The organism is Methanoregula sp. (assembly GCF_003170075.1).
GTDB lineage: Archaea > Halobacteriota > Methanomicrobia > Methanomicrobiales > Methanospirillaceae > Methanoregula.
Genome location: NZ_PMZU01000020.1, coordinates 1 through 24,166 on the forward strand (window position 1 = coordinate 1; position 24,166 = coordinate 24,166).

General features: G+C 55.9%; 24 protein-coding genes. 10 read left to right on the forward strand and 14 right to left on the reverse strand.

Annotated features, from left to right (window positions below):
- The 4 genes from QZN75_RS01710 to QZN75_RS01725 all read right to left on the reverse strand — a co-directional run.
- Nucleotides 1-2,618 (reverse strand): cadherin-like beta sandwich domain-containing protein (locus QZN75_RS01710; protein ID WP_292423965.1); only part of this gene is annotated, 2,618 nt, incomplete at its 3' end.
- Nucleotides 2,611-3,216 carry a hypothetical protein gene (locus QZN75_RS01715; RefSeq protein ID WP_292423968.1) on the reverse strand — a complete coding sequence of 202 codons (606 nt, stop codon included), beginning with the start codon at nt 3,214-3,216 and terminating at the stop codon, nt 2,611-2,613. The genes QZN75_RS01710 and QZN75_RS01715, both read right to left, overlap by 8 nt.
- Before the next feature lie 205 nt (nt 3,217-3,421).
- Nucleotides 3,422-4,294: an ATP phosphoribosyltransferase gene (gene hisG / locus QZN75_RS01720; protein WP_292423970.1), complete on the reverse strand. Its 873-nt coding sequence runs from the start codon at nt 4,292-4,294 to the stop codon at nt 3,422-3,424.
- A gap of 57 nt (nt 4,295-4,351) precedes the next feature.
- On the reverse strand, nt 4,352-5,617 hold the full coding sequence (locus QZN75_RS01725; RefSeq protein ID WP_292423972.1) for a DUF1015 domain-containing protein: 1,266 nt from the start codon (nt 5,615-5,617) through the stop codon (nt 4,352-4,354).
- Nucleotides 5,618-5,790: 173 nt separating this feature from the next.
- Here QZN75_RS01725 and rimI point away from each other — a divergent pair, with 173 nt between their 5' ends.
- Nucleotides 5,791-6,279 (forward strand): ribosomal protein S18-alanine N-acetyltransferase, encoded by a 489-nt coding sequence (gene rimI, locus QZN75_RS01730; protein ID WP_292423975.1) that lies wholly within the window; start codon nt 5,791-5,793, stop codon nt 6,277-6,279.
- Between the two features lie 507 nt (nt 6,280-6,786).
- Here the strand turns inward: rimI and hmgA are convergent.
- Nucleotides 6,787-8,067, reverse strand: a complete 1,281-nt coding sequence (gene hmgA, locus QZN75_RS01735; RefSeq protein WP_292423977.1) for a hydroxymethylglutaryl-CoA reductase (NADPH) — start codon at nt 8,065-8,067, stop codon at nt 6,787-6,789.
- Nucleotides 8,068-8,113: 46 nt separating this feature from the next.
- Between hmgA and QZN75_RS01740 the strand changes: the two genes are divergently transcribed.
- The 3 genes from QZN75_RS01740 (at nt 8,114) to QZN75_RS01750 (ending at nt 9,714) form a co-directional block, all read left to right on the forward strand.
- Entirely contained in the window at nt 8,114-9,025 is a 912-nt protein-coding gene (locus tag QZN75_RS01740; protein ID WP_292423980.1) for a class I SAM-dependent methyltransferase family protein, read from the forward strand.
- A 127-nt stretch (nt 9,026-9,152) separates the two neighbouring features.
- A complete protein-coding gene (locus QZN75_RS01745) occupies nt 9,153-9,452 on the forward strand; it encodes a hypothetical protein (RefSeq protein ID WP_292423983.1) in 300 nt (99 codons plus the stop codon).
- Between the two features lie 103 nt (nt 9,453-9,555).
- A complete protein-coding gene (locus QZN75_RS01750) occupies nt 9,556-9,714 on the forward strand; it encodes a hypothetical protein (protein WP_292423985.1) in 159 nt (52 codons plus the stop codon).
- A gap of 392 nt (nt 9,715-10,106) precedes the next feature.
- On the opposite strand, the gene QZN75_RS01755 is transcribed toward QZN75_RS01750, so the two are convergent.
- Together QZN75_RS01755 and thsA are read right to left on the reverse strand one after the other, a co-directional pair.
- Nucleotides 10,107-10,400: a hypothetical protein gene (locus QZN75_RS01755; RefSeq protein WP_292423987.1), complete on the reverse strand. Its 294-nt coding sequence runs from the start codon at nt 10,398-10,400 to the stop codon at nt 10,107-10,109.
- A 46-nt stretch (nt 10,401-10,446) separates the two neighbouring features.
- A complete protein-coding gene (thsA, locus tag QZN75_RS01760; RefSeq protein ID WP_292423989.1) occupies nt 10,447-12,087 on the reverse strand; it encodes a thermosome subunit alpha in 1,641 nt (546 codons plus the stop codon).
- A gap of 433 nt (nt 12,088-12,520) precedes the next feature.
- On the opposite strand from thsA, the gene eif1A reads away from it, so the two are divergent.
- The gene (eif1A, locus tag QZN75_RS01765) at nt 12,521-12,862 is read left to right on the forward strand and encodes a translation initiation factor eIF-1A (RefSeq protein WP_292423990.1); all 342 of its coding nucleotides are present in this window, start codon (nt 12,521-12,523) and stop codon (nt 12,860-12,862) included.
- Nucleotides 12,863-13,281: 419 nt separating this feature from the next.
- On the forward strand, nt 13,282-13,746 hold the full coding sequence (locus QZN75_RS01770; protein WP_292423991.1) for an Hsp20/alpha crystallin family protein: 465 nt from the start codon (nt 13,282-13,284) through the stop codon (nt 13,744-13,746).
- Between the two features lie 198 nt (nt 13,747-13,944).
- Here the strand turns inward: QZN75_RS01770 and QZN75_RS01775 are convergent, their stop codons facing one another.
- The 6 genes from QZN75_RS01775 to QZN75_RS01800 all read right to left on the reverse strand — a co-directional run bounded on the left by QZN75_RS01775 (nt 13,945) and on the right by QZN75_RS01800 (nt 19,176).
- On the reverse strand, nt 13,945-14,091 hold the full coding sequence (locus QZN75_RS01775; RefSeq protein ID WP_292423992.1) for a hypothetical protein: 147 nt from the start codon (nt 14,089-14,091) through the stop codon (nt 13,945-13,947).
- A gap of 156 nt (nt 14,092-14,247) precedes the next feature.
- A complete protein-coding gene (locus tag QZN75_RS01780) occupies nt 14,248-14,736 on the reverse strand; it encodes a hypothetical protein (protein WP_292423995.1) in 489 nt (162 codons plus the stop codon).
- 1,125 nt (nt 14,737-15,861) lie between these two features.
- Nucleotides 15,862-16,254, reverse strand: a complete 393-nt coding sequence (locus tag QZN75_RS01785; protein ID WP_292423997.1) for a Zn-ribbon domain-containing OB-fold protein — start codon at nt 16,252-16,254, stop codon at nt 15,862-15,864.
- 2 nt (nt 16,255-16,256) lie between these two features.
- Complete coding sequence (locus QZN75_RS01790) at nt 16,257-17,423, reverse strand: thiolase domain-containing protein (protein WP_292423998.1); 1,167 nt, start codon at nt 17,421-17,423, stop codon at nt 16,257-16,259.
- Nucleotides 17,420-18,472, reverse strand: coding sequence for a hydroxymethylglutaryl-CoA synthase (locus QZN75_RS01795; RefSeq protein ID WP_292424000.1), 1,053 nt, complete (start codon nt 18,470-18,472; stop codon nt 17,420-17,422). The genes QZN75_RS01790 and QZN75_RS01795 overlap by 4 nt, the downstream gene beginning before the upstream one ends.
- The gene (locus tag QZN75_RS01800) at nt 18,466-19,176 is read right to left on the reverse strand and encodes a helix-turn-helix domain-containing protein (RefSeq protein ID WP_292424003.1); all 711 of its coding nucleotides are present in this window, start codon (nt 19,174-19,176) and stop codon (nt 18,466-18,468) included. Before QZN75_RS01800 ends, QZN75_RS01795 begins: the two co-directional genes overlap by 7 nt.
- A 134-nt stretch (nt 19,177-19,310) precedes the next feature.
- On the opposite strand from QZN75_RS01800, the gene QZN75_RS01805 reads away from it, so the two are divergent.
- From QZN75_RS01805 to QZN75_RS01820, 4 genes are all read left to right on the forward strand, one after another.
- Complete coding sequence (locus tag QZN75_RS01805; protein WP_292424005.1) at nt 19,311-19,979, forward strand: DUF120 domain-containing protein; 669 nt, start codon at nt 19,311-19,313, stop codon at nt 19,977-19,979.
- Nucleotides 19,972-20,649 carry a 3,4-dihydroxy-2-butanone-4-phosphate synthase gene (gene ribB / locus QZN75_RS01810; protein WP_292424007.1) on the forward strand — a complete coding sequence of 226 codons (678 nt, stop codon included), beginning with the start codon at nt 19,972-19,974 and terminating at the stop codon, nt 20,647-20,649. Before QZN75_RS01805 ends, ribB begins: the two co-directional genes overlap by 8 nt.
- Nucleotides 20,650-20,984: 335 nt before the next feature.
- Nucleotides 20,985-22,169 carry a Xaa-Pro peptidase family protein gene (locus QZN75_RS01815; protein ID WP_292424009.1) on the forward strand — a complete coding sequence of 395 codons (1,185 nt, stop codon included), beginning with the start codon at nt 20,985-20,987 and terminating at the stop codon, nt 22,167-22,169.
- A gap of 101 nt (nt 22,170-22,270) precedes the next feature.
- Nucleotides 22,271-22,984 carry a sugar phosphate isomerase/epimerase family protein gene (locus QZN75_RS01820; protein WP_366652786.1) on the forward strand — a complete coding sequence of 238 codons (714 nt, stop codon included), beginning with the start codon at nt 22,271-22,273 and terminating at the stop codon, nt 22,982-22,984.
- 237 nt (nt 22,985-23,221) lie between these two features.
- Here the strand turns inward: QZN75_RS01820 and QZN75_RS01825 are convergent, their stop codons facing one another.
- Entirely contained in the window at nt 23,222-24,085 is an 864-nt protein-coding gene (locus tag QZN75_RS01825) for a TrmB family transcriptional regulator (protein WP_292424011.1), read from the reverse strand.
- Nucleotides 24,086-24,166 lie beyond the last annotated feature (81 nt).

A 24,166-nucleotide genomic window follows, 5' to 3' on the forward strand; every position in this document is an offset into this window, starting at 1 on the left:
TTATCCGCAATTGTCGTAACCGGTGTTGCTCCTGCTACCGGTGCGGTTACTCCGGAGATCGCTTTTGTTGTAACAGTCGTCGCCGTTTTCGGGAATGCGGCGGTTACAACTCCGCTATTCACAGGGTTGGTTGCCGAAGTAGATCCTGCAACGGTGAAGAAGTTCGCAGTTACTCCCGTGAAGGTATACCCGGAGTCAGCGGTCAGCGTGATGGTCGCGGTGTAGGTTGTCCCTGCTGCGAAGGTAGATGGACTTCCCGACCAGGTTATCGTGCCTGAATACTGGCCGTTATCCGCAATTGTCGTAACCGGGGTTGCTCCTGCTACCGGTGCGGTTACTCCGGAGATCGCTGCTGTTGTAATAGTCGTCGCAGCGGTTGCCGGGAAGGTTACCGTAAAGGTAAGCGTGTTGCCGCTTCCTGTTCCAGTTACTGTTCCTGATGAGGGCGTTCCGGTATTAACTGTCGGGGTTATTGCTGTCGAGAATGTGTAGCCGGTGGCAGAGGTGAGCACGACTGTCGCCGTGTACACTGTTGATGCTTTGTAGGGACTGTCGGTTGGCGACCAGGTCAGGCTTGTTACGGTATACTGTGTCGGTGCGCCGGATACTAATGAACCGACGACCTCTGGTGTTGCACCTTTTGCCGGTGCCACAAATCCTGTTACTCCTGCCGAAGTGATAGCCGTCGCAGCTGTTGCCCGGGTTACGGTGATGACGTAGTTCTGGGTGGTCGTGCCGTCCGGGGCGGTGACTACAACTGTGATGGTGTTCGAGCCTACGCTCAGGGAGATCGCGCTGCTGGCCGATCCGCTGGCTACTGTGTTGCCGTTGACTTTGACGGTCGCGCCGGCCGTGTTAACCGTTGGCGTTACCGTCATGCTCGTTACACTGTTGGCTACACTGTCGGTGTAGGTCACGGTGCTGGAGGCAAACGTCGGACTCAACGTTCCTTGACTGACTGTCAGGCCGCTCAGGGTGGTGTCACTGGATGGCACAGGGCCTACTGCCGCACTGGTGACGGTGCCAATGTAACTGCCTGAGCCGGTGGCAACAACCTCAATGTAGTGGCCGACATCACCGGCAACCGGTGAGTAGGTGCTCGAGGTTGCTCCCGAGATGGCGGTGTATGTGCCGCTTGATGTTGCAGATTCCTGCCACTGATAGGTTGCGGTTGCCCCCGAGGGTGTCACTGCAGCTGTCAGTATGCTATTGACAGCAACCGTCCCGGAGATCGATACTGCAGTGATCGGGGTCGTGATCGGGCCTACCGCTGTACTGGTGACAGAGCCGGAGTAACTGCCTGAGCCGGTGGCAACAACCTCAATGTAGTAGCCGACATCACCGGCAACCGGTGAGTAGGTGCTTGATGTTGCTCCCGAGATGGCGGTGTATGTGCCGCCTGATGTTGCAGACTTCAGCCACTGATAGGTTGCGGTTGCAGCTGAAGGTGTCAGAGCTGCTGTCAGCGTACTTCCGACCTGAGGAGTCGTGTAGGTGATCGATACTCCTGTGAGCGGATAGGTGGTGGTAGGAGAAACTTGGGTAATAGCCCCGCCCGACCATACCGCCACCTCCAGCACGCCATCCTGCAATTTCGGCAGGGTGACGTTGACCGGGTCGTAATTGTAATTAAAGGGACCGCTCACCGTGCTGTTAAGATATCCTTTTTCAAGGGAGGGGGCCCCATTCGCACCGTAGTGGTTGAATGTCAGGTTGAAATACAACTGGGTATTGGCATCTGCCATGTCGGTGGTGATAAATCCCGGCGGGATGATAATGGAAACATTGTTTTTGATGGGGTACGGAAGACCAAATACGGGTATGTTATCGATGATGGGCGTGGAAAAGTTTGAGAAGCAGACAGGGGGCGGGGTGGGGGTGGGAGGTATAGGTTTAATCCGGCAAATCTGAATGGCAGACAGAGTCGTGACAGCAGCTGCGGGAGGTGTTACTTTGGTATCCGGATTGGTGATGTTAATCATGATCTGATCCGTGTAGGGATTTATCTGGTACGCCGGATTCGTGACATCACTTAAAAGGTTTGTAAAGTTTAAATGGATGGAGAAAACATCACTCGATACGTTGTCAACGGAGTAGTAGTTATATGCGTTGATACTGGAGATCCCGATCGTGGCGTTGCTGGTACCTTTCAGTTCCACCACTCTCCGGATATACCCGTAATCGTCAGGTATGGTATCTCCGACCGTTAGCGGAACAGTATCTCCTGTCTTCTTAATTGCGATATTGAAAGAGTACGGGTAGTCCCCGAAAATGGCCCGCGACCGGTAATCATCAGAACTCCATGTACTGCAGAAGAACCGGTTTACTTTTGCTTGCGAAAGGATGTTTGGGGTATCTTTTGACACCGCAAGCCCGAACCGCAGCACATCATATTTCTGGGCATCGGTTTTAGTTTCCCATGAGGGATTGTACGGCATCCCGGGATCTTCTACCAGAATAACACCGGTCCGGTAGGCCACTGCGTCATAATCGATAGTCCTGCTCTGGAGACCGATAAAGAGGCTCGGGACCAAGGTCGCTACATAGATAAACGCAATCATGAAGATGGTAAAACCTGCCAAAAAATCAATAGACAGGTTTCCGGCATCATCAGTCATGGGTCGTAATCAACACTCCTGTGGTTGCATTGATGAGATATTCCCGGGGATGTGAACCTGAAGGTTCCGTTACCGTGTATTCTCCTCGGGAAATTTCGAGTGTAAGGTTACCTGCAGTGGTTTGATTTCCGGAATTTGCGATAGTAATTATGTCGGCTGGTGACAGGATACCCGCGATATTGATTTCCTGATCCGGCAGCCCATCCTCCTGCCAGGCAATCCTTGCAACTCCCGTATGATCATATACCAGCAGGGAGGCGATCTTTCCCTCCCGAACTCCAAAGATCCAGCGTTCAGCATGTCCTGATGTATCCACATTCTCCCCCCGGATGTAATAGAACGGGAGGTTCTGCGAACTACCGTTTACCTGATCCTGGTAGTTTCCGATCACGGCAGATGCTGCATCTTCAAGCGTGAAGGATTTCTGCAGGCTGCTGGTTCCTGCGATCTGCACGAATCCTCCGTTGGTTACCGGTGTGTTGTTAACGACAATCTGGTTCTGTTCAGACGGACCGGAGATACATGCCGCACAAAGGCACAGTACTACGACCAGACCGGCTGCCAGAAAGAACAGGCTTGTGCAGTGCATCAGTTTCATTAAAGGCCTATAGACGGGTAAATGGATATAAATGTTGGTTTTTATATCCAGGGCGGATTCCCCGTGGGGGGGGTCAGAGATATCCGGTCGTCTTTTGAACAAATCCACCTAGTATTGCCGGCCCCTCCTCATCCAGAGGAACTGCGAATTTTTGCACAGGAGCGGGTAAGACTTGGAAATCCCGGATAAAACGAGAACGATTCGTTCACACCACGATCTTCGCAATCGGGATCTCCAGGATATCCTCCGCCCCGCACCTCTTCAGTTTCGGGATCAGTTCATTGACCGTACTTTTCTGCACCACGGTCTGGACGCTGTAGTACTCGATCCCGTGGAGCCGGCTGACCGTGGGTTTTTTCATCGCGGGGAGCGCTGATACAATCTTCTCCAGTGAAGCGGTCGGCACGTTCATCGTGAGGAGCACCTTGTGCCGGGCTTCGAGTACCCCGAAGAGCAGGGTCTTTATCTCTTCAATCTCCCGCCGCTTTTCAGAGTCCGCCCAAGCCGCCCTGTTCGCGATGATCACCGTGTGCGACTCCATGATCTGGCCGATGATCTTGAGGCTGTTTTTCCGCAGCGTCGTTCCCGTTTCGGTCAGGTCTACGACCACGTCCATGAGGTCGGGCACCTTCGCCTCCGATGCGCCGTACGAGTGGAAGAGCTGGACGGGGATATTGAGGTCTGCGAAAAATTTCTTTGTGAGCTCGGGGTATTCCGTGGTCACGCGGCTGTTGGGACGGATCTGTGCGGCACTCTCTATGGGTTCGTCGCGGTGGACGGCGATCACGATCTTTACGTTGCCCTCCCCGGTCTTGCTGTACGTGAGGGCCGCCACCTCGACCACGTCCGCACCGGTCTCACGGACCCAGTCGAGGCCGGAGATGCCGAGGTCAAAATAGCCTTTGTCCACATAGGTCGGGATCTCCTGCGGGCGCAGGATCTTTATCTTGCCGATACGGGGGTCATCGATACGGGGGCTGTAGTCGCGGTCCGTGCGCCTGACTTCGAGATCGGCCTCCTTGAAGAGCTGGAGCGTCTGCACTTCGAGGCTGCCTTTTGGGAGTGCGAGGGTGATCATATCATAGACCCTCGGGCGGCAAAAACGATAAAGGTTCAGGGTCTGATTTTTGCGGGGTTAGTCAAACGGGTGGATGACGAGCCCGCTCAAGAGTTTCGGCTCAAACCACGTGGACTTTGGCGGCATGACCCCGCCTGAATCGGCAATCGACAGCACCGTCCCGACCCGGACCGGCTGCATCGCAAACGCGAGCCGGTACTTCCCGGCGTCCACAAGTTTTTCGAGATCGGCAACCGGCCGGGCACCGCCGAGGTACTGGAGCCGGGCGTCGCCCCGGGGATCGGTGATGCCGAACATCCCTTCGAGCACCTGTTTCTGGAGCACCGCGACGTCCAGCACGTCAAGCGGCCCGGCAGACGGATCAACCGGCCGCGTGCACTCGTACCATTTTCCTTCAAGATAGAGGTGCGTGACATGGTATTTTTCCGGGTGGGTGATGTGCGGCCGGATATTATACCCCCTCCCGTCCACCGTGCCGTACTGGGTGACCGTATACCGCTTCCCGAGTTCGGCAAGGAATGTTTCCGGCGTGTATTTACCGAGGTCGGTCAGGAGCCGGCTGTACCCGTGGATTTTTACCCGATCGTGGGCAAAGAGCACGCCCATGAACCGGCCGATCTCGCCATCCGCGGGCTCTCCTGAAGCCTTTTTTCGGTCCGCGAGGTTGACCGCCGCCTTTGCCCGGTGGTGGCCGTCCGCAATATAAAGGTTTGCCACGTTCCTGAACCGGCGCTCGATCCCGTCAAGTGCATGGGGGTCGGTGATGGCAAAGATCTGGTGGGTGCCACCCTGCGGGGTTGTTACTTCCGCATCCGGCTTTCTGTCTCCTGCAATCAGCGATTCGATGTATGAGAAAATGTTGTCTGCATCCCGGTACAGGAGCACGACCGGGCCGTCATGGGCCTTGACTGCCCCGATGTGCCGGGTCCGGTCCTCTTCCTTGTCGTACCGGGTCAGCTCGTGGCGCCGGATCCTGTTGGTGCGGTAATCGTCGGTATCAAGGCAGCAGCACAGGCCGACAAACGTGTCGCCGTCCTGCCGGATCCGGTACACGTACATCGCGGGCCGGTCATCCTTTTTCATCCGGTCGCTTGCGATGAGAGCACGGAAATTGTCCCGGGCCCGCTCGTAGACCCGGTCGTCATGCGGGGGGAGGTCCGGGAGTTCCGCGTCGGACCGGCTTACCGTCAGGAAACTGTCCGGGTTTGCTTTGATGATCGCACGCACCTCTTCAGCGGTCACAACATCATACGGGACGGCTGCAATTGACTGGGCCTCACCGGGTGCGGGGCGCACCGCGGCAAAACGATAGATTGTTACCATGATACCAACCAGCCCCCGGGCGAGGGCGTTCTATCTCACATAATTGGGCGCGGTCACATATATAATCAAAGACCCGCACGGCCCGACCATCCCATGCGGGCCGCCCCGCGGCGCAACTCTTATTGTACGCGGCAGGCAACAGGATATACTGCACAGTAAAAGGACCCGTTCCCATGATCCGATCCAACGATGTTATCCCCCCGCCGGCCCATCCTTTCATCAGGAGGGCAGGCCCTGCGGATGTTGACGCAATCTACGCGCTCGAACTCGAAGCGTTTGTCGATGTGTGGGACAAGGCGACATTCGCCGAAGCGCTCTCCTATTACCCGACGACCTTCTTTGTGGCGGTAAGCAACGGGCAGGTCACGGGATTTATTGTCGGGGCGCTTGAGGACACGGGAGAAAATATCTATGGCCATATCTGCAATTTTGCCGTCAGTTCCCGGTTCCAGCGGCGGGGGATCGGACGAGCACTCGTGATCCGGCTCGAACACCAGTTCGCGCTGGAGATGGCAACCGGCTCCCAGCTCGAAGTCCGGGAGTCAAATGCTCCTGCCCAGAACTTCTACCGGCGGCTCGGGTACGAAAACGTCTATCAGATCGGCGGCTACTATAAAAACGGAGAGGACGCGCTTGTCATGATGAAGTGGTTCCGGTTCTAGAGAGAATTGGTCTCACCAGGATTATTTTTTTTGGTGATTGTGTAACATCCACCAAAAGTTCGATAAACCTGAAACTAGATTTTCATTGCCGCTCTTGGGGGCTCCGGCAAGCCTCCGCCCCCGCCGCTCGGGCATCCCCCGGTTGCGATGGTGCCGTATTACCTGTACCTATGTGTGCCCCCGATACAGGTAATGCCGAGGCATCGCTATGCGCCCCGTCCCCCTCGGGGGACTGGCGGCGCAAGAGGGGGGCTGAACTTCTTCATGAGAGCCGGAATCGAAATTGAAGTTGTTTTCCTGTCTGACATTTATGATGATTGCGGTCGCCCCGAAGGGACGCCCCCGCGACGGATCAAGTAACGAGAAAAAAAATCCTAAAAACGTCCCTTGCCCCGCCGTGCCCCGGAGGGGCCTTGAGGCGGGGAGCCCTCTCTCATTTCAATCAGATCCTAGGAGGGGATGTGAACCTCCAGGTTTCTCCCCCCGATTTCCGGAACCTGTTATCTCTCACCGTTTCTGTCCCCGGCCCAGTTCCTGGTGGGCGCGGGCGAGGTGTTGGGCGGCAAGTGCGCCGATAAGCGAGAGTTCCCCGGCAAGCACGCCAGCCCCGATGATCTCGGCGAGTTTCTTTGCGTTTGCGCCCGGGGGCGTCCCGCCGCCGGCGACACCGAGGATTCTCAGGCACTCGTTCTGGGTGTCGACACCCGTCCCGCCGCCAACCGTGCCCACCGGGAGCGAGGGGAGCGTGACCGCGACATACACGCCGGTCTCAGTTGCATCGATCGTGGTCATGCAGGTGCTGCCGTCAATCGCGTGGGCGGCGTCCTGCCCGCAGGCGATGAACATCGCGGCAACCACATTGGCCGCGTGGGCGTTGAAGCCCATGGAACCGGCCCGGGCCGAGCCGATGAGGTTTTTCCGGTAGTTGACCTCGACCATCGTCTTTGCATCGGTCTTGAAGACTTTCTCAATTAGTTCGTGAGAGAGCGCGATGCCGGCAACCACGCTGCGCCCCCGGCCCATGATGCCGTTGATCGCCGCTGGTTTCTTGTCGGTGCACATGTTCCCCGAGAGCGCGATGAGCCGGGCGCCGGTCGCCTTTGCGATCTCGTCTGCAATCTTCGCGCTTGCGATGGTGACCATGTTCATGCCCATCGCGTCTTTCGTGTCGAATTCGAGCCTTACAAAGACGCTCGTGCCCGCGATAAAAGTGACAAGGCCGGTCATCTCCCCGTGGGTGGTGGTAGTCTGTGCTATTGCGGCGAGTTCCTTTTCGTGGGCCTCGGCCCAGTCGGCAACCTTTTTCGCGTGTCCGACGCTTTCCGCGGCAAAGACCGGTGCCCGGGTCATGCCATCGTGCAGGATCCGCACCTCTGCGCCGCCGGCTTTCGTGATCGCGCTCGCCCCACGGTTCACCGACGCGACCAGTGCGCCTTCGGTCGTCGCAAGCGGCAGCCAGAACACACCTTTCGCGAACTCGCCGTTGACGGCAAGCGGCCCGGCAACCCCGACCGGCACCTGCACGGCGCCGATCATGTTCTCGCAGTTCCTCGTTGCCGCCCGGTTGACATCGATGGAGAAGATGCCGATATTCTCAAGCGTTGTCCCGGTCTCGTGCTCGATGAATTCCCGCCGTACCCGGACGGCATCGACCGGAGCAATCTGCTTTTCAAGTTCGTAGAGCTTAAGCGAACCTGCCCTGAGTTTGGTATGGATCTTTCCCTCTTTCTCGCGGTCGGGGCCAACCCCCAACCCCGCCGCGTTCCGGTGCCCGTCATCACCAGCCATGAATAAATGTTACACGTATAATGTTATGAGTGCAGTGGTTCCGTAAATGACAGTTGAACAGTGGGGCGTGAGGGTGCCGGTCCGGCAGGGCGAGGAGACGCGGCAGGCGCTTATCGGTGAGGAGGCGCTCGATGTCACGCTTAAAGTGCTTCACGATGGCGACGGGCTTGTCTTCCCGGTGCTTGTGGAACGGGATGGTGCTGCACGGTACGTTTTCGAGGAGCAGCCGGGCCGCATCGAGCTCCCCCGGCACGAGCAGGTTGGCGGGATCGCGATCATGCAGGAGAACGATCCCGACGGGGCGGCACTAATCCTTGCCTCCCGTCCCTCGCTTCACACGGTGCTCTTCCCGGAAAGCCAGGTCTCGGGGGAGTACCGGACCCGGAAATACGCAGTGCTTGCCGGGACGCCAACAACCCGGACGGAAGTCGTTGAGCACGGACACCGGTTTGTCGTCGATCTTGCCGGCGCCTACTTCTCGGCCCGGCTCTCGACTGAACGGCAGCGTGTGTTTGAGCAGGTATGTGAGTGGGAACGCGTACTCGATATGTTTGCCGGTGTCGGGCCGTTTGCGATCACGCTTGCCCCGCGTGCGTCGCTCATGGTGGCAGCGGACTTAAACCCGCAGGCAATCCTTTTGATGATCGAAAACATCCGGAAGAACCGGGTGGCAAATGTAATTCCCGTGCTCGCGGATGCCCGGCGGCTCGAAAAAATCCTGCCGTGGAAGTTTGACCGGATCATCATGAACCTCCCGCTTGCCGGCACGGAATTTTTACCGGAAGCGTTCCGGCTCGTGCGGCCCGGGGGTACGATCCATTTCTATTCACTCGTTTCAAAGGAAGGTGAGCACCTGGCCCGGGTTAAAGAGCTGGGCGGTTTTCTCGTGACAGAAAGGGTGGTGCGGTCGTACTCGCCCGGGCAGTGGCATGCGGTGTATGATATTGTGGTGAGGTAAGTGCAGGTACCCCGGCTCTGAAATTCCGGGAACGATTCTCGCTTTTTTAGAAAATCTGTCGGCAATACGTACCTATATCCCCTGATGGCCCAATGAGGCATAAGAAATGAGAGGACAGGAGCCGGAAATGGGACACAGGCGGACAGATTCAGGGCGGAGATATACCTGTGCTCATCTCATCTGTGCGTATATGCTCACGAATCATATCACCCGGGCTGTGGTTACCGCACGGGACATTTCACAATTTCATCACCTGTCATGGAAATCCTCCCGGTCAATCAGTGCCATGCTGGATTTTCTTTACACCAACCGGATCCGGGAAACCCGTTTTGGTTTTTACATCATGGGGACAGCGCCCTTCAAGAAAACCGATTATCCCCACCGTTACACGATAGAGCTGATCGATCAGGCGCGGGGGATGCTCTGATGATACCAGGTCCTGTCACCGGTCCGGTGAGAACTCCTGGGAAAAAACCCTTTGGCCGGCTTTTTCCTTTCGGCATGACGCTGGCAGAATGCGGGCTTGTTCCATGACCAACTCCTGGGTGGAATGGTTCATGGGAAGGGACGCAGACGATTTGAGCTGGTATAATTTTACCGAACCCCGCCCGGTCTGGAAGGCGTGGTGGTTCTGGAGCGGTGGTGCGGTCGTGTGTATCATTCTCATCTGGTTTTTCCGGGTGGCCTGAAAGAAGATATCCCGGGTTTTCACCATGGGCCGGCCTGTCCTGTTAACAAAGTACACATCCGTGTTCCACAAAAACGCGTCTCAGATGAAATACCGGATACGCGTACCGGATTCCCGGGTGATCTCGGGTAGCACCACGTATGTACCGGTAAAGGAATTGTGAATCTTAAAAAAACCGGGCAGGAAACCGCGGCCCGTGAAAATACGAGGATTGCGCCCGTGATGCCATGAACTACTGTCCTGTCTGCAAAAGGGAATAAGAGGGAAATGAAGAGGAAATTGACCCTGCATTGTCCCGTCGGTGGCAGCTCGCTTGTCGAGCTGTCCGATGATGCAATAACCCATGTGCGTCGGGAAAATCTGCACAAAAAAGAATGAACCGGATCCAATAAATTATGCTTTTTTTACCCGGTGAACTTCGGTATCGGTTATCTCGTAGATGAGATCCTTGTTTTCCTTTTTTAACTGCTGGAGATCGGTTACGATTTCCTGTAACTGGTATTCCCGTTCCCTCGTTGCGATCACATACGGCTTATCGGGCTGGTGGTTTTCCGGGGTGATAGCAAGGAGTTCACAGGTATTGCGCTGTCGGGTTATCTTAAATTCAGAAATTTTATCGAGATCAATGGACAGGGAGTCCCCGGAATGGAACATCCCGGTATGCCTGAATTTTACAAGGACGCTCATACGGATCGCCGGCCGGCCCGGAAGAGTGCCTGGGCACGGTGCATACCTAATCGCCGCCCATCCCAGGCGGCATCCCTCCCATACCGCCGTGGGGCATCCCTCCCGGGGTACCGGATTGCGACGATGCAATGACGTCATCGATGCGCAGGATCATGACCGCAGCCTCGGCAGCACTTGACACGGCCTGTGTCTTCACCTTTAAGGGCTCGATAACACCGGCTTTCTGCATATCGACCGGTTTACCCTCGTACACATCGAGGCCGAAGGTCTTCTTCCCCGATTCGTGCGCCGCCCGGATTGCGACAATCATATCGATTGCGTCAAGGCCGGCGTTTTCTGCGAGCGCATGCGGGATGACCTCGAGCGCCTTTGCGAATGCCTCAATCGCGAGCTGGTTCCGGCCCCCGATGGTCGCAGCGTACCGGTGCAGCTGGAGCGAGAGCTCGATCTCAGGTGCCCCGCCACCGGCAACAACTTTTTTGTCCTGCACGACAACGCTCGTGACCATGAGTGCATCATGGAGGGCGCGTTCGATCTCATCGATAATATGGTCGGACCCGCCCCGGATAACGATGGAGACTGCTTTTGGGTTTTTGCATTTCGAGATCGTGATCATCTCATCGCCGGAGAACTTCTTCTCCTCCACAAGACCGGCAGCCCCGAGATCGGCCGGTGTGACTGCATCGAGACTGTTGACAATTGATGCCCCGGTGGCGCGGGAAAGATTCTCCAGATCGCTCTTTTTTACCCGGCGCACGGCAAAAATCCCGGCTTTTGCAAGATAATGCTGGGCGACATCGTCAATGCCTTTTCCGCAGAACAGCACCGTAGCCCCGCTTGCGATAACCTTCTCTGCAAGAGCGTGGACCATCTGCTCGTCCTCGTCAAGAAACGCCTGTACCTGGTCTGGCCGGGTGAAATTGATCTTTGCGGAGACCTCCGTCTTTTTGTATTCGAGAGCGGCGTTAAGGAGCAGGATTTTTGCGTTGTTGACTGCCTTTGGCATCCCCGGGTTCGCCCGTTCCTTGTCGATGACCATGCCCTCGATAAGCACGGTATCCTCAACGGCGCCTCCGGTCTTCTTCTGCACGTTCACGTGCTTTATATCAACAGTGCCATCGGGATCGGTAACATTTGTGATCGCTTTTACGACAATATTGCAGAGCAGTTTTTTGTACGCCTCCGCCCCTTTGCCGCTGATCGCTGTCTCAGCGACTTTTTCAAGCATTGCATAGTCCCCCGGTTTTACGGTGATCGCGATATCGGAGAGGATCTCCAGTGACTTTGCCGCCGCCTGACGGTATCCTTCCGCGATCACGGTCGGGTGGACGTGCTGTTCGAGAAGGTCTTCTGCGTTTTTTAAGAGTTCCGCAGCCAGGACCACGGCGGATGTCGTGCCGTCGCCGACCTCATCGTCCTGAGTCTTTGCAATCTCGACCATCATCTTTGCGGCCGGGTGCTCGATGTCCATCTCTTTGAGGATAGTAGCGCCGTCGTTTGTGATAACTACGTCACCCATGCTGTCGATGAGCATCTTGTCCATCCCTTTGGGCCCGAGAGTTGAACGGACCGCGTTTCCCACTGCCTTTGCGGCGGTGATGTTGCAGTTCTGGGCTTCCTCGCCCCGGTTCCTTGTTGTTCCCTGTCTCAGGATAATAATTGGCTGTCCGCCAAGCTGTTGTGACATTTCCTGCCTCGTTTTTTATTAAGTATTCCCCGGTTTGGTTCCCCTCTCATTTACGGGAAAAAACACCGGGCACCACTACGCCGGTTATTACAACGGCCGCACCGTGGATCGTTTCGATCATGACAGAAAAGTATGATATCCGGAATGATGCCGCCCCGTCATGATCTGTCGCGGGGCACCACCAGCCTTGACAGCTGATCCGTACGCATTCATCGCTCTGCTGTGATGAGTGACAATTGGTCTGTGGGCTAAAAAGAGGTTTCTGTCATGGCACGGGTACCGGGCCCGGCCGGGGAATCTTGAGCCGGTCCGCACGACTCCTGCTTTTTTCCTGCATCGTAGAGCCATGGGACATTTTCCGAGTGCCCGGCCGCCCTCCATACATACCTTCAACATGTCAGCCATCACCTGTAGTGCGTACGTAGTTGGTTGAATGAGTGGTTTTCACAGGAAAGAAGATACAGGTGCAGCAGATCCGAATGCATTAAACCCTGATGGTACGCCGGTCTGCCGTGTACGGCTGCCAAAGAGATGGAACAATGAGCAGTTCGCCCGGGCCGAAACGATGATGGGGGCAAATCACATCCGTGTCCAGTGCATTGACGGAGTCCCCCGCATGGGCCGGATCAAAGGAAAGATAAAGAAACGGCAATGGATACGGGAAGGCGATACTGTTCTTGTCATTCCCTGGAGTTTCCAGGATGAGAAATGCGATATTATTTACCGGTACCTCAAGCCGCAGACAGACTGGCTGCGGAAGAACCGGTACATTTAACCGGTATTTTCTTTTTTAATCTTTCAATGTCGGGCCATACGGTGACGTGGAGATGCCATAAGGCACCGGGTCCTTATCTCCCGGGATGGGATGTCCGGTTCTGCATCGTCCTGGTTCATGAAAAGAAGGAAACGCACGTGACGAGAGACACGTTGCCGCCCTCTCATGATCTATCCGGCGATTGCCGTTCGCCCCGTACCGCCGGGGCCCCGGAACACCCGGGCCGGTCCCACTTTTTTTCAAACCACGTTTTTTTAACGATCTCGTTTTCTCCTGTTGCCGGAAATGCCTATCATCCCTGCCGTGCTTGATATTTAAAAATCCTGAATTTTTATCGAAACGTATATTGGCACAAACAACACCCGTCCCTGTATCCAGGTGGGAGTGCACCTGGGCAACAATCAGGAGGTGGTAGACAAATGGTACGACGCTTTCACAAATCAATCTATGATGAACTCGATGAACTCAGAGCATCCATGGACTACCTGTACCAGCTTGCTCTTGAACCAGCTGATAATCCGCTGTTGCCAGAAGAAGATAACTCCGGGATCGTGTGCCAGTCTGTGCACACCTTAAACGCGGAAGTCACAGAGCATGATGATGAAGTGACTGTGACAATGGACACGATCCCGGGGACCGGAATTTCAAAAATATCCGTTGCCTTACAGAACGAAAAAACCCTGAAAATCACCTGTGGCCGTAAGGAGAAAAGAATGGGGGATTGTGAAGGAAACTGGCTGTGCGAACGGAGATCGCTCTCCCTCTCCCAGGTAATTCCGCTCCCCGGTCCGGTCATGAGGGATGGGGCGAAATTAACCCTGAAAAATGGCGTGCTCGATCTCCATCTTAAAAAAGCACAGCCGGCCCTCACACAAAAACTCTGAACCACACTTTTTTTCCTGCTCTTCGTTAAGGGGTATGCCGGGAAGCGTATTAGTCCGCCAGCCCTCTTTCAGAATGAAAATAATTAAAGACGGTGCTGAAACCGAGGATGATGTAGCCGACAAGGATCGCAGAAATAACGGGCCCTTCCCGCAGGCTCTGGAGGCTCCCGCATGCGGCAAGCGAGATACGTGCGGCACTTAAACGAGCGTAGGATCGAAACAGACTTTCACGATCCCAAAGCGCCAGTGCGTCTTTTCCGCGATGGCCTTGACCAGCCCCTCCCCCGGGTTTAGGATGACGTTCGCCGCCACCTGCAGGAAGATGCCAAGCGCGGAACCTGTCACGTTTCATGGGCGGCGGGGGACACGGGCTGATGTAACAGTGCCCGGACCGGTTCAGCGAGCAGGTGCTCAGGTTCCTGAAGTAAGCCGGCTCCGGCCGTGTCCGGGACCCTCCCAGCCGTTGAAGCGAGTGTCCAAAAGACACTATCCGCCGGTATTTCAGGCGAAGGCGCTGAGTCTCTGCTGTCTGGGAGAGACCCTCCGATCTTTCCCTGCCGGCATCACCGGCTGTTCCGGGATTTTTGCGAGTGCAGCGTAGCGTTCCCTGCTTTCGATTACCCGGCGGAGTGCGAAGAGCGAGGTTGTGTACAGCCCGCCCGTGAAGAGCTCGATGTTGAGACCTTTTCCTGAGACCGATACCTGCGCAAGACCGCAGTGGGCGCCGAGATAATATTTCCATTCCCGGGAAAGTTCTTCTATCCGGACTGCCCCGTGCTCTGCGATTGCCCTGACCAGGTCTTCCAGCCGTATCGCGTAACAGATGCCCAAGATGTAAATGTCCAGAATCTCATATTCGAAACCCCCGCTGTCAATCGCCGTGCGTCCGGTCCGTTGCACATACCCGACCCTTTGGAGCCGGAAGAACTGCATTCTCTCACAGGTATGAGTTGATGTCGAATTCAGACTTCCCATCAGTCCGAGTATCATCACCAGTATGCCCACTGACTCTTATGGATCTTGGACAATATAGATTTTTCTAATTTTTATAGGGCTTTGTACAAAATCTATATAGTTACTGAATGCCCTGATCACAACGGAGACTATAGATCTCCGCCGTTTATGTGGCGACCCCCCAAAACAGGCCTTCTTTTCATTTCCCCCCTACCAGAGTCCATCTGGAAAGAGATCTGTCTCCCAAAAGCGTACATTAGCGTTTTACATCGCCACAATTCTGGCGTATTTCGGCAATCCGACCGAGTATCGGGCACATCTCAAAAAACTGTGTAAAAGTGCGGCATTTTTGGCACTTTTTCGCTCACCTGCCTCCCCTTTCCGGAAAGCTCTTTCGTCGGAGAACTCAGTGTGCCGGACCGTATGTCCCCCTGCCTGGATCACACTCCCCAAAAAACAGCCTTCTTTCGATCTTCACGTGCCAGAGGCCATATGAGGTGGAGATCGGCCGTCCAAACGTGGCTAAATGTGGCCTCACCTTCTCCGATGTGAAAACGCCCCCAGGTACCCGAATTATGGCCGCATTTTTGCGAAACCTGGCTGCCTGCACCGGGCCGGGGGGCAATCCGGGGCAGTTACGGGCCCGGGTCGGGGGTGCCGGACCCTCCCCTCACTCACGGCAGGATTTACGATGGCATCCGATGACAATATCCTGCGATCCGACCCCCCAAAACAGGCCTTTTTCTCATTCCCACGTATCTTTGCCCATCTGAAAAAAGATCGGCCGCTGGAACTCTGCTATTAGCGGCCTCCACTCTCCGACGTAAAATGCTTTCCGGACCCTGAATTAGTGCCTGTTTTGGGGGATCAGTGCGTCACATGAGGGAAAATGCCACCCTCCGGAAAGGGGGCTTTCGTCGGAGAAGGGGGTGCTGGAGACACACCCTCTTCACGGGGCCCGGGATCCCCCAGGTAACCATACCCATCTATCCCACGTGTGGTCATCCGGCACGCGATTGTCTTTTCCTGTGGGGCGGTTGTGGCGGCGGGCCGGCGGTGCGAGCAGTTGATGCAGGCCGTGCTCGCGAAGACGTTTGCCGGGAAGTTGTAAGCGGATTCTCCTCTCGCGTAAACCGACCGCTATAATAAAAAAGAAAAATCTCATTCCACCGGCACAAACTTCGTGCCGTAGTGGATGATGCCGCTCTCGCCATCGGTGGCGATCTTGCGGAACACGCTTTTGACCTTCATCCCGATCTTCGCCTGGTCGGGGCGGCAGACGATCTGCGTTGTGATCTGCGGGCCTTCATCGAGTTTCACAATCGCAAGCACATAGGGGGTCAGCATCGCGTACTGCTCGGCTGCGGTGTGGATCACGGTGTAGGTGACGACCGTGCCGGATCCGACAAACTTGTGCTCGACAATCTTTCCTGCCCTGCGGCAGTCCGGACAGAAGGTCCGGGGCGGGAAGAAGTGCCGGCCGCACTTCTCGCATTTCGTTCCCACCATGTTGTACCGCTGGGGTAGATGTCTCCAGAACCGTGCAACGGACATAATCATACCCTCCCGAGGATGTGAACTGCAACTGTTGCGCCGGTCCCGCCCACGTTGTGCGTCATGCCGATCTTCGCGCCGTCGATCTGGCGCTTTCCGGCCGTGCCGCGGAGCTGCTGGACGATCTCGCAGACCTGCTTGATCCCCGTCGCTCCGACCGGGTGACCGCAGGCCTTGAGGCCGCCGCTCGTATTGACCGGGATCTTCCCGCCAAGAGCTGTCTCGCCATCCGCGGTAAACTTGCCGGCCTCTCCTTTCCTGCAGAAGCCAAGGTCCTCGATCGCACAGATCTCCGCGATCGAGAAACAGTCGTGCACCTCGACCATATCGATATCCTTCTGGGTCAGATGCGCCATTTTGAATGCACGCTGCCCGGCCGCGACTGAAGCATCCAAGGTCGAGATGTCGCGCCGGTCGTGCAATGCGATCGTGTCGCTTGCCTGCGCACTTGCGAGCACTTTAATCGGCGTGTCCGTAAACTCGCGGCCCCGTTCGAACGGCGCCACGATCACCGCAGCTGCCCCGTCGGTAACGGGAGAGCAGTCAAAGAGCCGGAGCGGATCTGCGACCATCGTCGATTTCATGACGGTATCGAGCGTGATCTCGTTCTGGAACTGTGCAATCGGATTCCTCGCACCGTTGTAATGGTTTTTCACCGCAACCTGCGCCAGCTGCTCGCGGGTCATGTGGTACTTGTGGATGTAGTCCTGTGCGATCATCGCGTACAGGCCCGGAAACGTTGCGCCCATGAAGCCTTCCCACTCACGGTCGGCGGCGCCGGTCAGTGTATCAGTGCTCTCGTCCGATTCGACATCGGTCATCTTCTCGACGCCGGCCGCGACCACGATATCCTCCATCCCGCTTGCGACTGCGATAACAGCCTGCCGGAATGCAAGGCCTCCCGATGCGCATGCAGCCTCGACACGGGTCGAGGGGATGTGCCGGGTTGCCATGCCTGCATAGTCTGCAATCAGGGCGCCGATGTGCTCCTGCCCGATGAACCGGCCCGCGCTCATGTTCCCGACGTACATCGCATCGATCTTCTCACCAGAGAGCTGTGCATCTTCGAGGGCAAGTGCCCCTGCTTCGACAAAGATATCACGGAACGAGCTCTCCCACTTCTCGCCGAACTTCGTGCACCCGATCCCGATCACTGCTACGTCTCTCATGATTGCATCACGATCTTTCCCTTGTGTTTTGCATACCGTGCATAGTCCAGGTAGATGGGGTCTTTTAAGAGCTGTTGCACCGAAGGCGCCGCATCGCGGTGGAACGCGTTTGACGTGATCGCGTCAGTCACCGTGATATCAAACGCATCGCTGCCGGCGCCGGACCCAAACGAGCAGACAAAAATCCGGTCGCCCGGTTTTGCGATATCAAGCGTTGCCGCAAGTCCGATGGGCGATGCTCCCGAGTATGTGTTCCCGAGATGGGGGACAACGAGACCCGGCTTGATCTGTTGGGGCTTAAAGCCGAGGTCCTTTGCGACCTTCTGCGGGAATTTTGCATTCGGCTGGTGGAAGACTGCGTAGTCGTAGTCTTTTGCGGTCTTGTGCATCTGTTCGAAGAGCAGCAGGCTTGCACCCTTCACGTGCTTGAAATACCCGGGGTCTCCGGTGAACCGGCCCCCGTGGCGGGGATAGGTCTGCCCCTCGCGGCGCCAGAAGTCCGGCGTGTCCGTGGTAAATGAGCAGGTATGGTTGATAATCGCAATCGGGTCGTCGTTCCCGATCACGAATGCCGCACCGCCGGCCGCTGCCGTATATTCCAGCGCGTCGCTTGGCGCACCCTGCGAGACATCGGAGCCGATTGCAAGCCCGTAGGTAACCATGTTGCTTTTCACAAGACCCATGCAGGTCTGGATCGCGGCGGTTCCCGCTTTACAGGCAAACTCATAGTCGGCTGCGGTCATCTGGGGCGTTGCACCAATCGCTTCTCCGACCGTGCAGGCCGTCGGCTTGACCGCGTACGGGTGCGATTCACTGCCCACGTACACAGCGCCGATCTTTTTGGGATCGACGTTCCGCCGCTTCAGGGCATTCCGCGCTGCTTCGACCGCAATCGTCGCGGCATCCTCATCGAGATCGGGGACGGACTTTTCAAACACGCCCAGTCCCCCGGTGATATCTGCGGCATTTGCGCCCCAGACTTTCGTGATCTCCTCAACCCTGATCCGGTATCGCGGTATATACGCACCGTAGGTAATGATGCCTACCATTCTTTTTCCCTCAGTGTACTAACGATTTTGTCTATCTCCATCTCAGTACAGAGCACAGTGATATGATCCCGGTCCGCCATCTTTGCCACGAACGGGTGGACGTTCTCCGCGGCGATTCCCTGGAGGATCACGCACCGCGGCTTGAATGCCGTCACGCGGATTGCCACCATCGGCGATTTGCCGGTCGAGACGTTTGTGAAAATGAGCGCCCGTTCCGTGCTCCAGCCGTAGATGCGGTTGAACTCATCAGCCGAAAGCTGGAGGATCGCATTGAGGCTGTTGACCACCGTGTAGCCGAAGATGGTCTGTTCCATCGATCCGCAGAGTGCAGTACACCCGATCGCCCCGGTGAATTCACCAAGGGGAACCGGGTTCGTGTACTCGTGGATGTCAAGAATCACGTCATCAGCGACGCCTATAAAGAGCATGGAGGAAAATTTTTGAATGTGTTTGCCGCCGTTCTCCTCATCGATGGAGAGGAGACTGTCGACAATCTTGCCGACCACGGCGGTTCCGGGGCTCTTTCTCCTGCCGCTCTCGTAATCGCTGATCACGGAGGGTGAGATACCCAGGCGGTCCGACAAGACTCCCGGAGGAATCTCGAAGTTCTGGCGCCACTTTTTGAGCGCAAGCCCCGGTGAGTCCGACAGCGTAATCTCTCCCGCCATCTTCTCGGCGAGCTGGTTGCGCAATTCGGATTTCATGCTCAGCTAGATTGACCCTGCCTGTTAAATAATTAACGAATGTTACTTCGACAACAAACGAAACACGACGGGAGAAATTTACCAATGCGCAGGAAAGCAATCCATAAATAGTAAGCATCTCAATTTTGATAGACATGGCACTGGCAGAAGAACTCGAATGCCTCAAGGCGATCGCCCTCATGGGCGGGTGCAGGGGCCCGGTCTGGGTCTCATCGCAGACGCTTGCGGAAGTGCTGGAGGCAAGCCCGCAGACGGCGTCCCGCCGGCTCAAGGCGCTCGAGAGCCAGCGGCTGATCATCCGGACCATGAACCCGGATGGCCAGCATATCACGATCACAAAGGACGGGGAAGATGAGCTCAGGCGCGAGTACGCGGAGTACTGCCGGCTCTTCGCGCACGAGGGGGCGCACTATGCCCTCTCGGGAGTGGTGGTGAACGGGCTTGGCGAAGGCCGTTACTACATGAGCCTCGAGCCGTACAAAAAACAGTTCCTCAGGCATCTCGGCTTTGAGCCCTATCCCGGGACGCTCAACCTGCGCCTCGGCGGCCCGGATATTCCGACCCGGAAGAAGCTGGAGGCGTTGACATGGATCCCGATCCACGGGTTCTCCGCGGACGGCCGGACGTTCGGTGAAGTCCGGTGCCTGCCCTGCCGGATCAACGAGATCCCCTGCGGGATCGTGGTCCCGGGCCGGAGCCATTATCCTGAGGATATTGTCGAAGTGATCGCGGCCGTTGGTCTCCGCGAGGCGCTGGGTGTAAAAGAGAACGACCGGGTAAATGTTGAGGTGGCACATGATTGACGATGCGATAACAGCACTACGGGATGGCAGGTTTATCCTGCTGTACGATTTTGACGACAGGGAAGGGGAGACGGATTTTGCGATAAGGTCGGACGCGGTGACCCCTCACCACATCCTCCAGATGAGAAAGGATGGCGGCGGGCTGATCTGCACGGCCGTTGATCCGGTTGCCGCGAAAAGGCTCGGCCTTCCCTTTGCAAGCGACGTGCTCCAGAGCACGAAGGTCGCCGAACAGCAGGGGGATATCCCGTACGACCGGAAGAACCATTCCTCGTTTTCGCTCTGGGTCAATCACAAGAATACCTTCACCGGCATCACGGACCGTGACCGGGCGCTCACGATCACCGCGATTGCCGAGCAGGTAAAAAAGTCGTTGAACGGCGGGGGCGCACACTTCAGCGAACTGTTCCGCACACCGGGCCACTGCGCCCTCCTCCGGGCCGCCGACGATCTCCTCGACCAGCGGCACGGCCAGACCGAGCTCTCGGTCGCACTCGCGAGGATGGCCGGCATCACGCCGTCGATCACGATCTGCGAGATGCTGGACGATGAGTCCGGCTATGCGCTCCCGAAAGCCGGCGCGAAAGCCTATGCAAAGAAGCATAATCTGGTCTTTATCGAAGGCCGCGATGTGCTGGACCGGTGGGATGCGGACAAGAAACGGAAATAACGTTCCTTTTGTGCCTCCTTTTTAGATTTCATACCCTGTTCATCGTCATAGGCTTGTCTTAAACCCCCTGCAGTGGAACAATGAGTGCCGCCGCCCCCGAAGGGGACGCCCCTGTGGCGGATCAGTAACGAATAGCAATCCGAAAAATCAATACGAAAAACTCTCTGCCCCGCCGTGCCTCGGAGGGGCCCTGAGGCGGGGACCCTCATCTTTTTTCCAATGCTTTTTCCCTTTTTTGATAATTTTTCCCCCCTTTTGATCCTATTTGTCTCTCTACATGAGCCGTTTTTCAGCACCGATAAATAGCATGATCGGCCAATTTTACAGATACAATCATGAAAGTCCCGTCCAGTGAACTAAATGCACGAATGGCCCGGTTCCGGGACCGGATGGATCGCTCCTCTCCGGACTGGGAGGCTGCGGCTATCGCCGGTAAGGTCAATCTCTACTATTTCACCGGCACGATCCAGGACGGACTGCTTACTATCCCGAGAAACAGGGACGCGGTTTTCTGGGTCCGGAAAAGTTACGAACGTGCAGCGGCCGAATCGGAATTCCCGGATATCAGGAGGATGAAAAGTTACCGGGAGGCTGCAGCAGTCACCGGCCCGGTAAAAAAACCGGTATACCTCGAACTCGATTCGGTTTCGCTCGCCCAGTACGGGCACCTGCAGAAACATTTTGCCTTTACCGGGATACAGGCACTCGACGCACAGGTGGCCACGGTCCGGTCGGTGAAAAGCGCGTACGAATTTTCGATCATGGAACGGGCGGGAAAGATCCACCGGCATGTGTTAGAAGACCTCGCGCCGGCACTCCTTTCGGAAGGGATGGATGAAGTTACGCTCACCACTGAACTCTATTCGGTCATGGTGCGGGAAGGCCACCAGGGCATCATGCGGTTCGGGATGTTCAACGAGATGCTCCTTGGCCAGATCGGGTTCGGGACGAGCTCGATCGCGCCTGTCTGCGTGGATACCCCCGGGGGAATTTCCGGGCTGAACCCCGCAGTCCCGATGATGGGAAGTCGGGACAGAAAACTCGCAAAAGGCGATCTCGTTGTGATCGATATCGGGTGCGGGGTCGAAGGATACCACACCGACAAGACGATGACGTACATGTTCGGGAAACCGATTCCCGATAAGGCAATCCGGGCCCACGAGCGGTGCGTCGCGATCCAGGACGAGGTCGCCTCGCTCTTAAAACCAAGTGCGATCCCCTCTGAAATTTATTCCACGGTCATGGACGGGCTCGAACCGGCATTCGTAAAAAATTTCATGGGTTATGGGCAGGATACGGTGAAGTTTCTCGGCCACGGGATCGGGCTGTGGATCGATGAAAGTCCGGTCCTCGCAAAAGGATTTGATGAGCCGCTGCAGGAAGGGATGGTCTTTGCCGTCGAGCCAAAGAAGGGGATCAAGGATGTCGGGCTTGTGGGCATCGAAAATACGTTTGCTGTGACACCCGGGGGCGGCCGGTCCCTGACCGGGAAAAACCCCGGGTTGATACCGGTTTACTAGAACGGACCGGTATTTGCAGCCATCATATCGGAAGTGACGGGATACCGGGCGGGAGTTCCCGCCAAATCCATACCTATTTATCCCGTCTCACGCTACCGCTCATGATGATCGGCATCTCGACCTATTGCCTCATTGAAGAGCCGCTTCATGAAGCACTTGACCGGCTTTCAGGGTTTACCGATCTTATCGAGGTCATGGATGAGGGCCTCCATTTTGCAGACAGCCCGGAACTCTTCGAGAGTTATTCCGCAGATTTCATTTTCCATGCCCCATATCACGGCATGAATATCGCATGTATCTTTGAGCCGGTCCGCAAAGCAAGCGTCGAAGTGATGACCGACTGTTTTACGGTTGCCGCAGAGATCGGGGCTCCCATTGTCCTCCACCCGGGCTATTTTGCCTGGGAAAATGAACGGGAGCAGGCCAACCGGCAGTTCAAAAAATCCCTTTTGGAACTCACCGGTGCTGCACGCGAGCTCTCGGTCACGTTCTCGTTTGAGAATATGGGTGGCATGAATTTTTTCAACCTGCGGACCCCAAACGATCTCGTGATCATCGAATCATCAAAATTCACGCTCGATGTCGGGCACGCAAACCTCAACCGGTGCCTGCCGGGATTTTTAAAAACACCATTCAGCCACATGCACCTTCATGACAACAACGGGAGACAGGACACCCACAGTCCCGTGGGGGATGGGGATATTGATTTTTGCCAGGTAATTTCCGCGATGAAAAGAGAGAACGCGACCGCGGTCATCGAAGTAAAATCTTTTGACGGGGCCGTAAAGAGTTTAAAGATGCTTGATGCGTTGTGATGGGTTGTACTCTGGTTCCAGTCAGCCCGGAATGATCGCCACCACCTCAGTGCGGGGGATATCACTGAACTTAACGTATCGGTCAATAGGGGCACGGATTGGTACGCCTGGCACTCGACCGGAACGAGCTGGACGTTTACCGGTACTTCAGGCACCAACAACGTTATCATCGTCGCGAAATTTGCCAGCGGTACCGGGAAGATAATGTACCAGAACGCCGCACTTTGAAGGGATGCTTTATTTTTTTAATTCTGCACGCTTTTTCTTTTGAGGGGGTGGGGGAAAGGGATACTCCTCACCATCGATGAGCCGCTTCCAGTTGAGCTGGCTCATCAGTTTCATCTGGAAGATCGTACCCTTGTTCCTCGTATTGAGAACCGAAACCGATCCTGAGACAAACGGCGGGATCATGAGAATCTCCTCGTCATCGACGATCAGTTCAAGGGTATTTGCAAAATTCATGAACTTATGGGCTTTTACAAATTCCGGGGGTGCAAATGGTGGAGGGACCATAAATTTTTCCGATGATACAACATGGAGGTCTGCATTTTTTCCCGGGAATTGTTCATGCAGTTTTCTCTCAATGTCCGGTGAATCTGAGATCACGATAAGCCGCAACGAAACATTCCCGATGTTACAACGCTCAATACACGGAAGGTACCGCTCACCAATAATGCAGGTGATCTGGCTTTTTGCCTTCCTGAAAAGATCACGGATCTTGTACCCGATATTTGCATCACCGTAGATTGTCCAGAGAGCGTCTTCCTTATCGGTCGGCACCTTCTCTGTTTCCAGTTTTTTTAAACCCTCCAGTGCCAGGTGTGCGGCCCGCTTGTGATTCCCCATTAGGAGATCAATGGCCATTTCCGGGGAGACCGCACTGTACCGTGCCGGCTTGGATACTCTTTTTACGGCAAGCCCCATTTCCGCCAGATGATCCAGGGCCTCGTACACGCTTGGCTTTGAGATGGAGAGAAAACCCACGAGATCTTTTGCTTCTGCATTATCGTACAATACCAGCGCGGCGTATACGCTCGCCTCGTAATTGGACAAACCGAGATCATTGAGCGATTTGACAAGAGACGCAGAAATGCCCACCATCTATCTAATGGTGATCGTTGAGTTGTTAAAAACTTTACTACTCCTCCGGAAACCTTATTAACAATGTACGAAAAACATAAC

Bases quoted from the DNA above. Each gene is read 5' to 3' on its own strand.
- QZN75_RS01750 (WP_292423985.1), top strand. From the start codon at position 9,556: ATGACCAACTCCTGGGTGGAATGGTTCATGGGAAGGGACGCAGACGAT.
- QZN75_RS01820 (WP_366652786.1), top strand. From the start codon at position 22,271: ATGATGATCGGCATCTCGACCTATTGCCTCATTGAAGAGCCGCTTCAT.
- QZN75_RS01770 (WP_292423991.1), top strand. From the start codon at position 13,282: ATGGTACGACGCTTTCACAAATCAATCTATGATGAACTCGATGAACTC.
- QZN75_RS01715 (WP_292423968.1), bottom strand. From the start codon at position 3,216: ATGAAACTGATGCACTGCACAAGCCTGTTCTTTCTGGCAGCCGGTCTG.
- QZN75_RS01740 (WP_292423980.1), top strand. From the start codon at position 8,114: ATGACAGTTGAACAGTGGGGCGTGAGGGTGCCGGTCCGGCAGGGCGAG.
- QZN75_RS01825 (WP_292424011.1), bottom strand. From the start codon at position 24,085: ATGGTGGGCATTTCTGCGTCTCTTGTCAAATCGCTCAATGATCTCGGT.
- QZN75_RS01725 (WP_292423972.1), bottom strand. From the start codon at position 5,617: ATGGTAACAATCTATCGTTTTGCCGCGGTGCGCCCCGCACCCGGTGAG.
- QZN75_RS01755 (WP_292423987.1), bottom strand. From the start codon at position 10,400: ATGAGCGTCCTTGTAAAATTCAGGCATACCGGGATGTTCCATTCCGGG.
- hmgA (WP_292423977.1), bottom strand. From the start codon at position 8,067: ATGGCTGGTGATGACGGGCACCGGAACGCGGCGGGGTTGGGGGTTGGC.
- thsA (WP_292423989.1), bottom strand. From the start codon at position 12,087: ATGTCACAACAGCTTGGCGGACAGCCAATTATTATCCTGAGACAGGGA.
- QZN75_RS01800 (WP_292424003.1), bottom strand. From the start codon at position 19,176: ATGAAATCCGAATTGCGCAACCAGCTCGCCGAGAAGATGGCGGGAGAG.
- QZN75_RS01795 (WP_292424000.1), bottom strand. From the start codon at position 18,472: ATGGTAGGCATCATTACCTACGGTGCGTATATACCGCGATACCGGATC.
- QZN75_RS01780 (WP_292423995.1), bottom strand. From the start codon at position 14,736: ATGATACTCGGACTGATGGGAAGTCTGAATTCGACATCAACTCATACC.
- QZN75_RS01805 (WP_292424005.1), top strand. From the start codon at position 19,311: ATGGCACTGGCAGAAGAACTCGAATGCCTCAAGGCGATCGCCCTCATG.
- QZN75_RS01745 (WP_292423983.1), top strand. From the start codon at position 9,153: ATGGGACACAGGCGGACAGATTCAGGGCGGAGATATACCTGTGCTCAT.
- QZN75_RS01785 (WP_292423997.1), bottom strand. From the start codon at position 16,254: ATGTCCGTTGCACGGTTCTGGAGACATCTACCCCAGCGGTACAACATG.
- QZN75_RS01815 (WP_292424009.1), top strand. From the start codon at position 20,985: ATGAAAGTCCCGTCCAGTGAACTAAATGCACGAATGGCCCGGTTCCGG.
- QZN75_RS01790 (WP_292423998.1), bottom strand. From the start codon at position 17,423: ATGAGAGACGTAGCAGTGATCGGGATCGGGTGCACGAAGTTCGGCGAG.
- hisG (WP_292423970.1), bottom strand. From the start codon at position 4,294: ATGATCACCCTCGCACTCCCAAAAGGCAGCCTCGAAGTGCAGACGCTC.
- rimI (WP_292423975.1), top strand. From the start codon at position 5,791: ATGATCCGATCCAACGATGTTATCCCCCCGCCGGCCCATCCTTTCATC.
- ribB (WP_292424007.1), top strand. From the start codon at position 19,972: ATGATTGACGATGCGATAACAGCACTACGGGATGGCAGGTTTATCCTG.
- eif1A (WP_292423990.1), top strand. From the start codon at position 12,521: ATGAGTGGTTTTCACAGGAAAGAAGATACAGGTGCAGCAGATCCGAAT.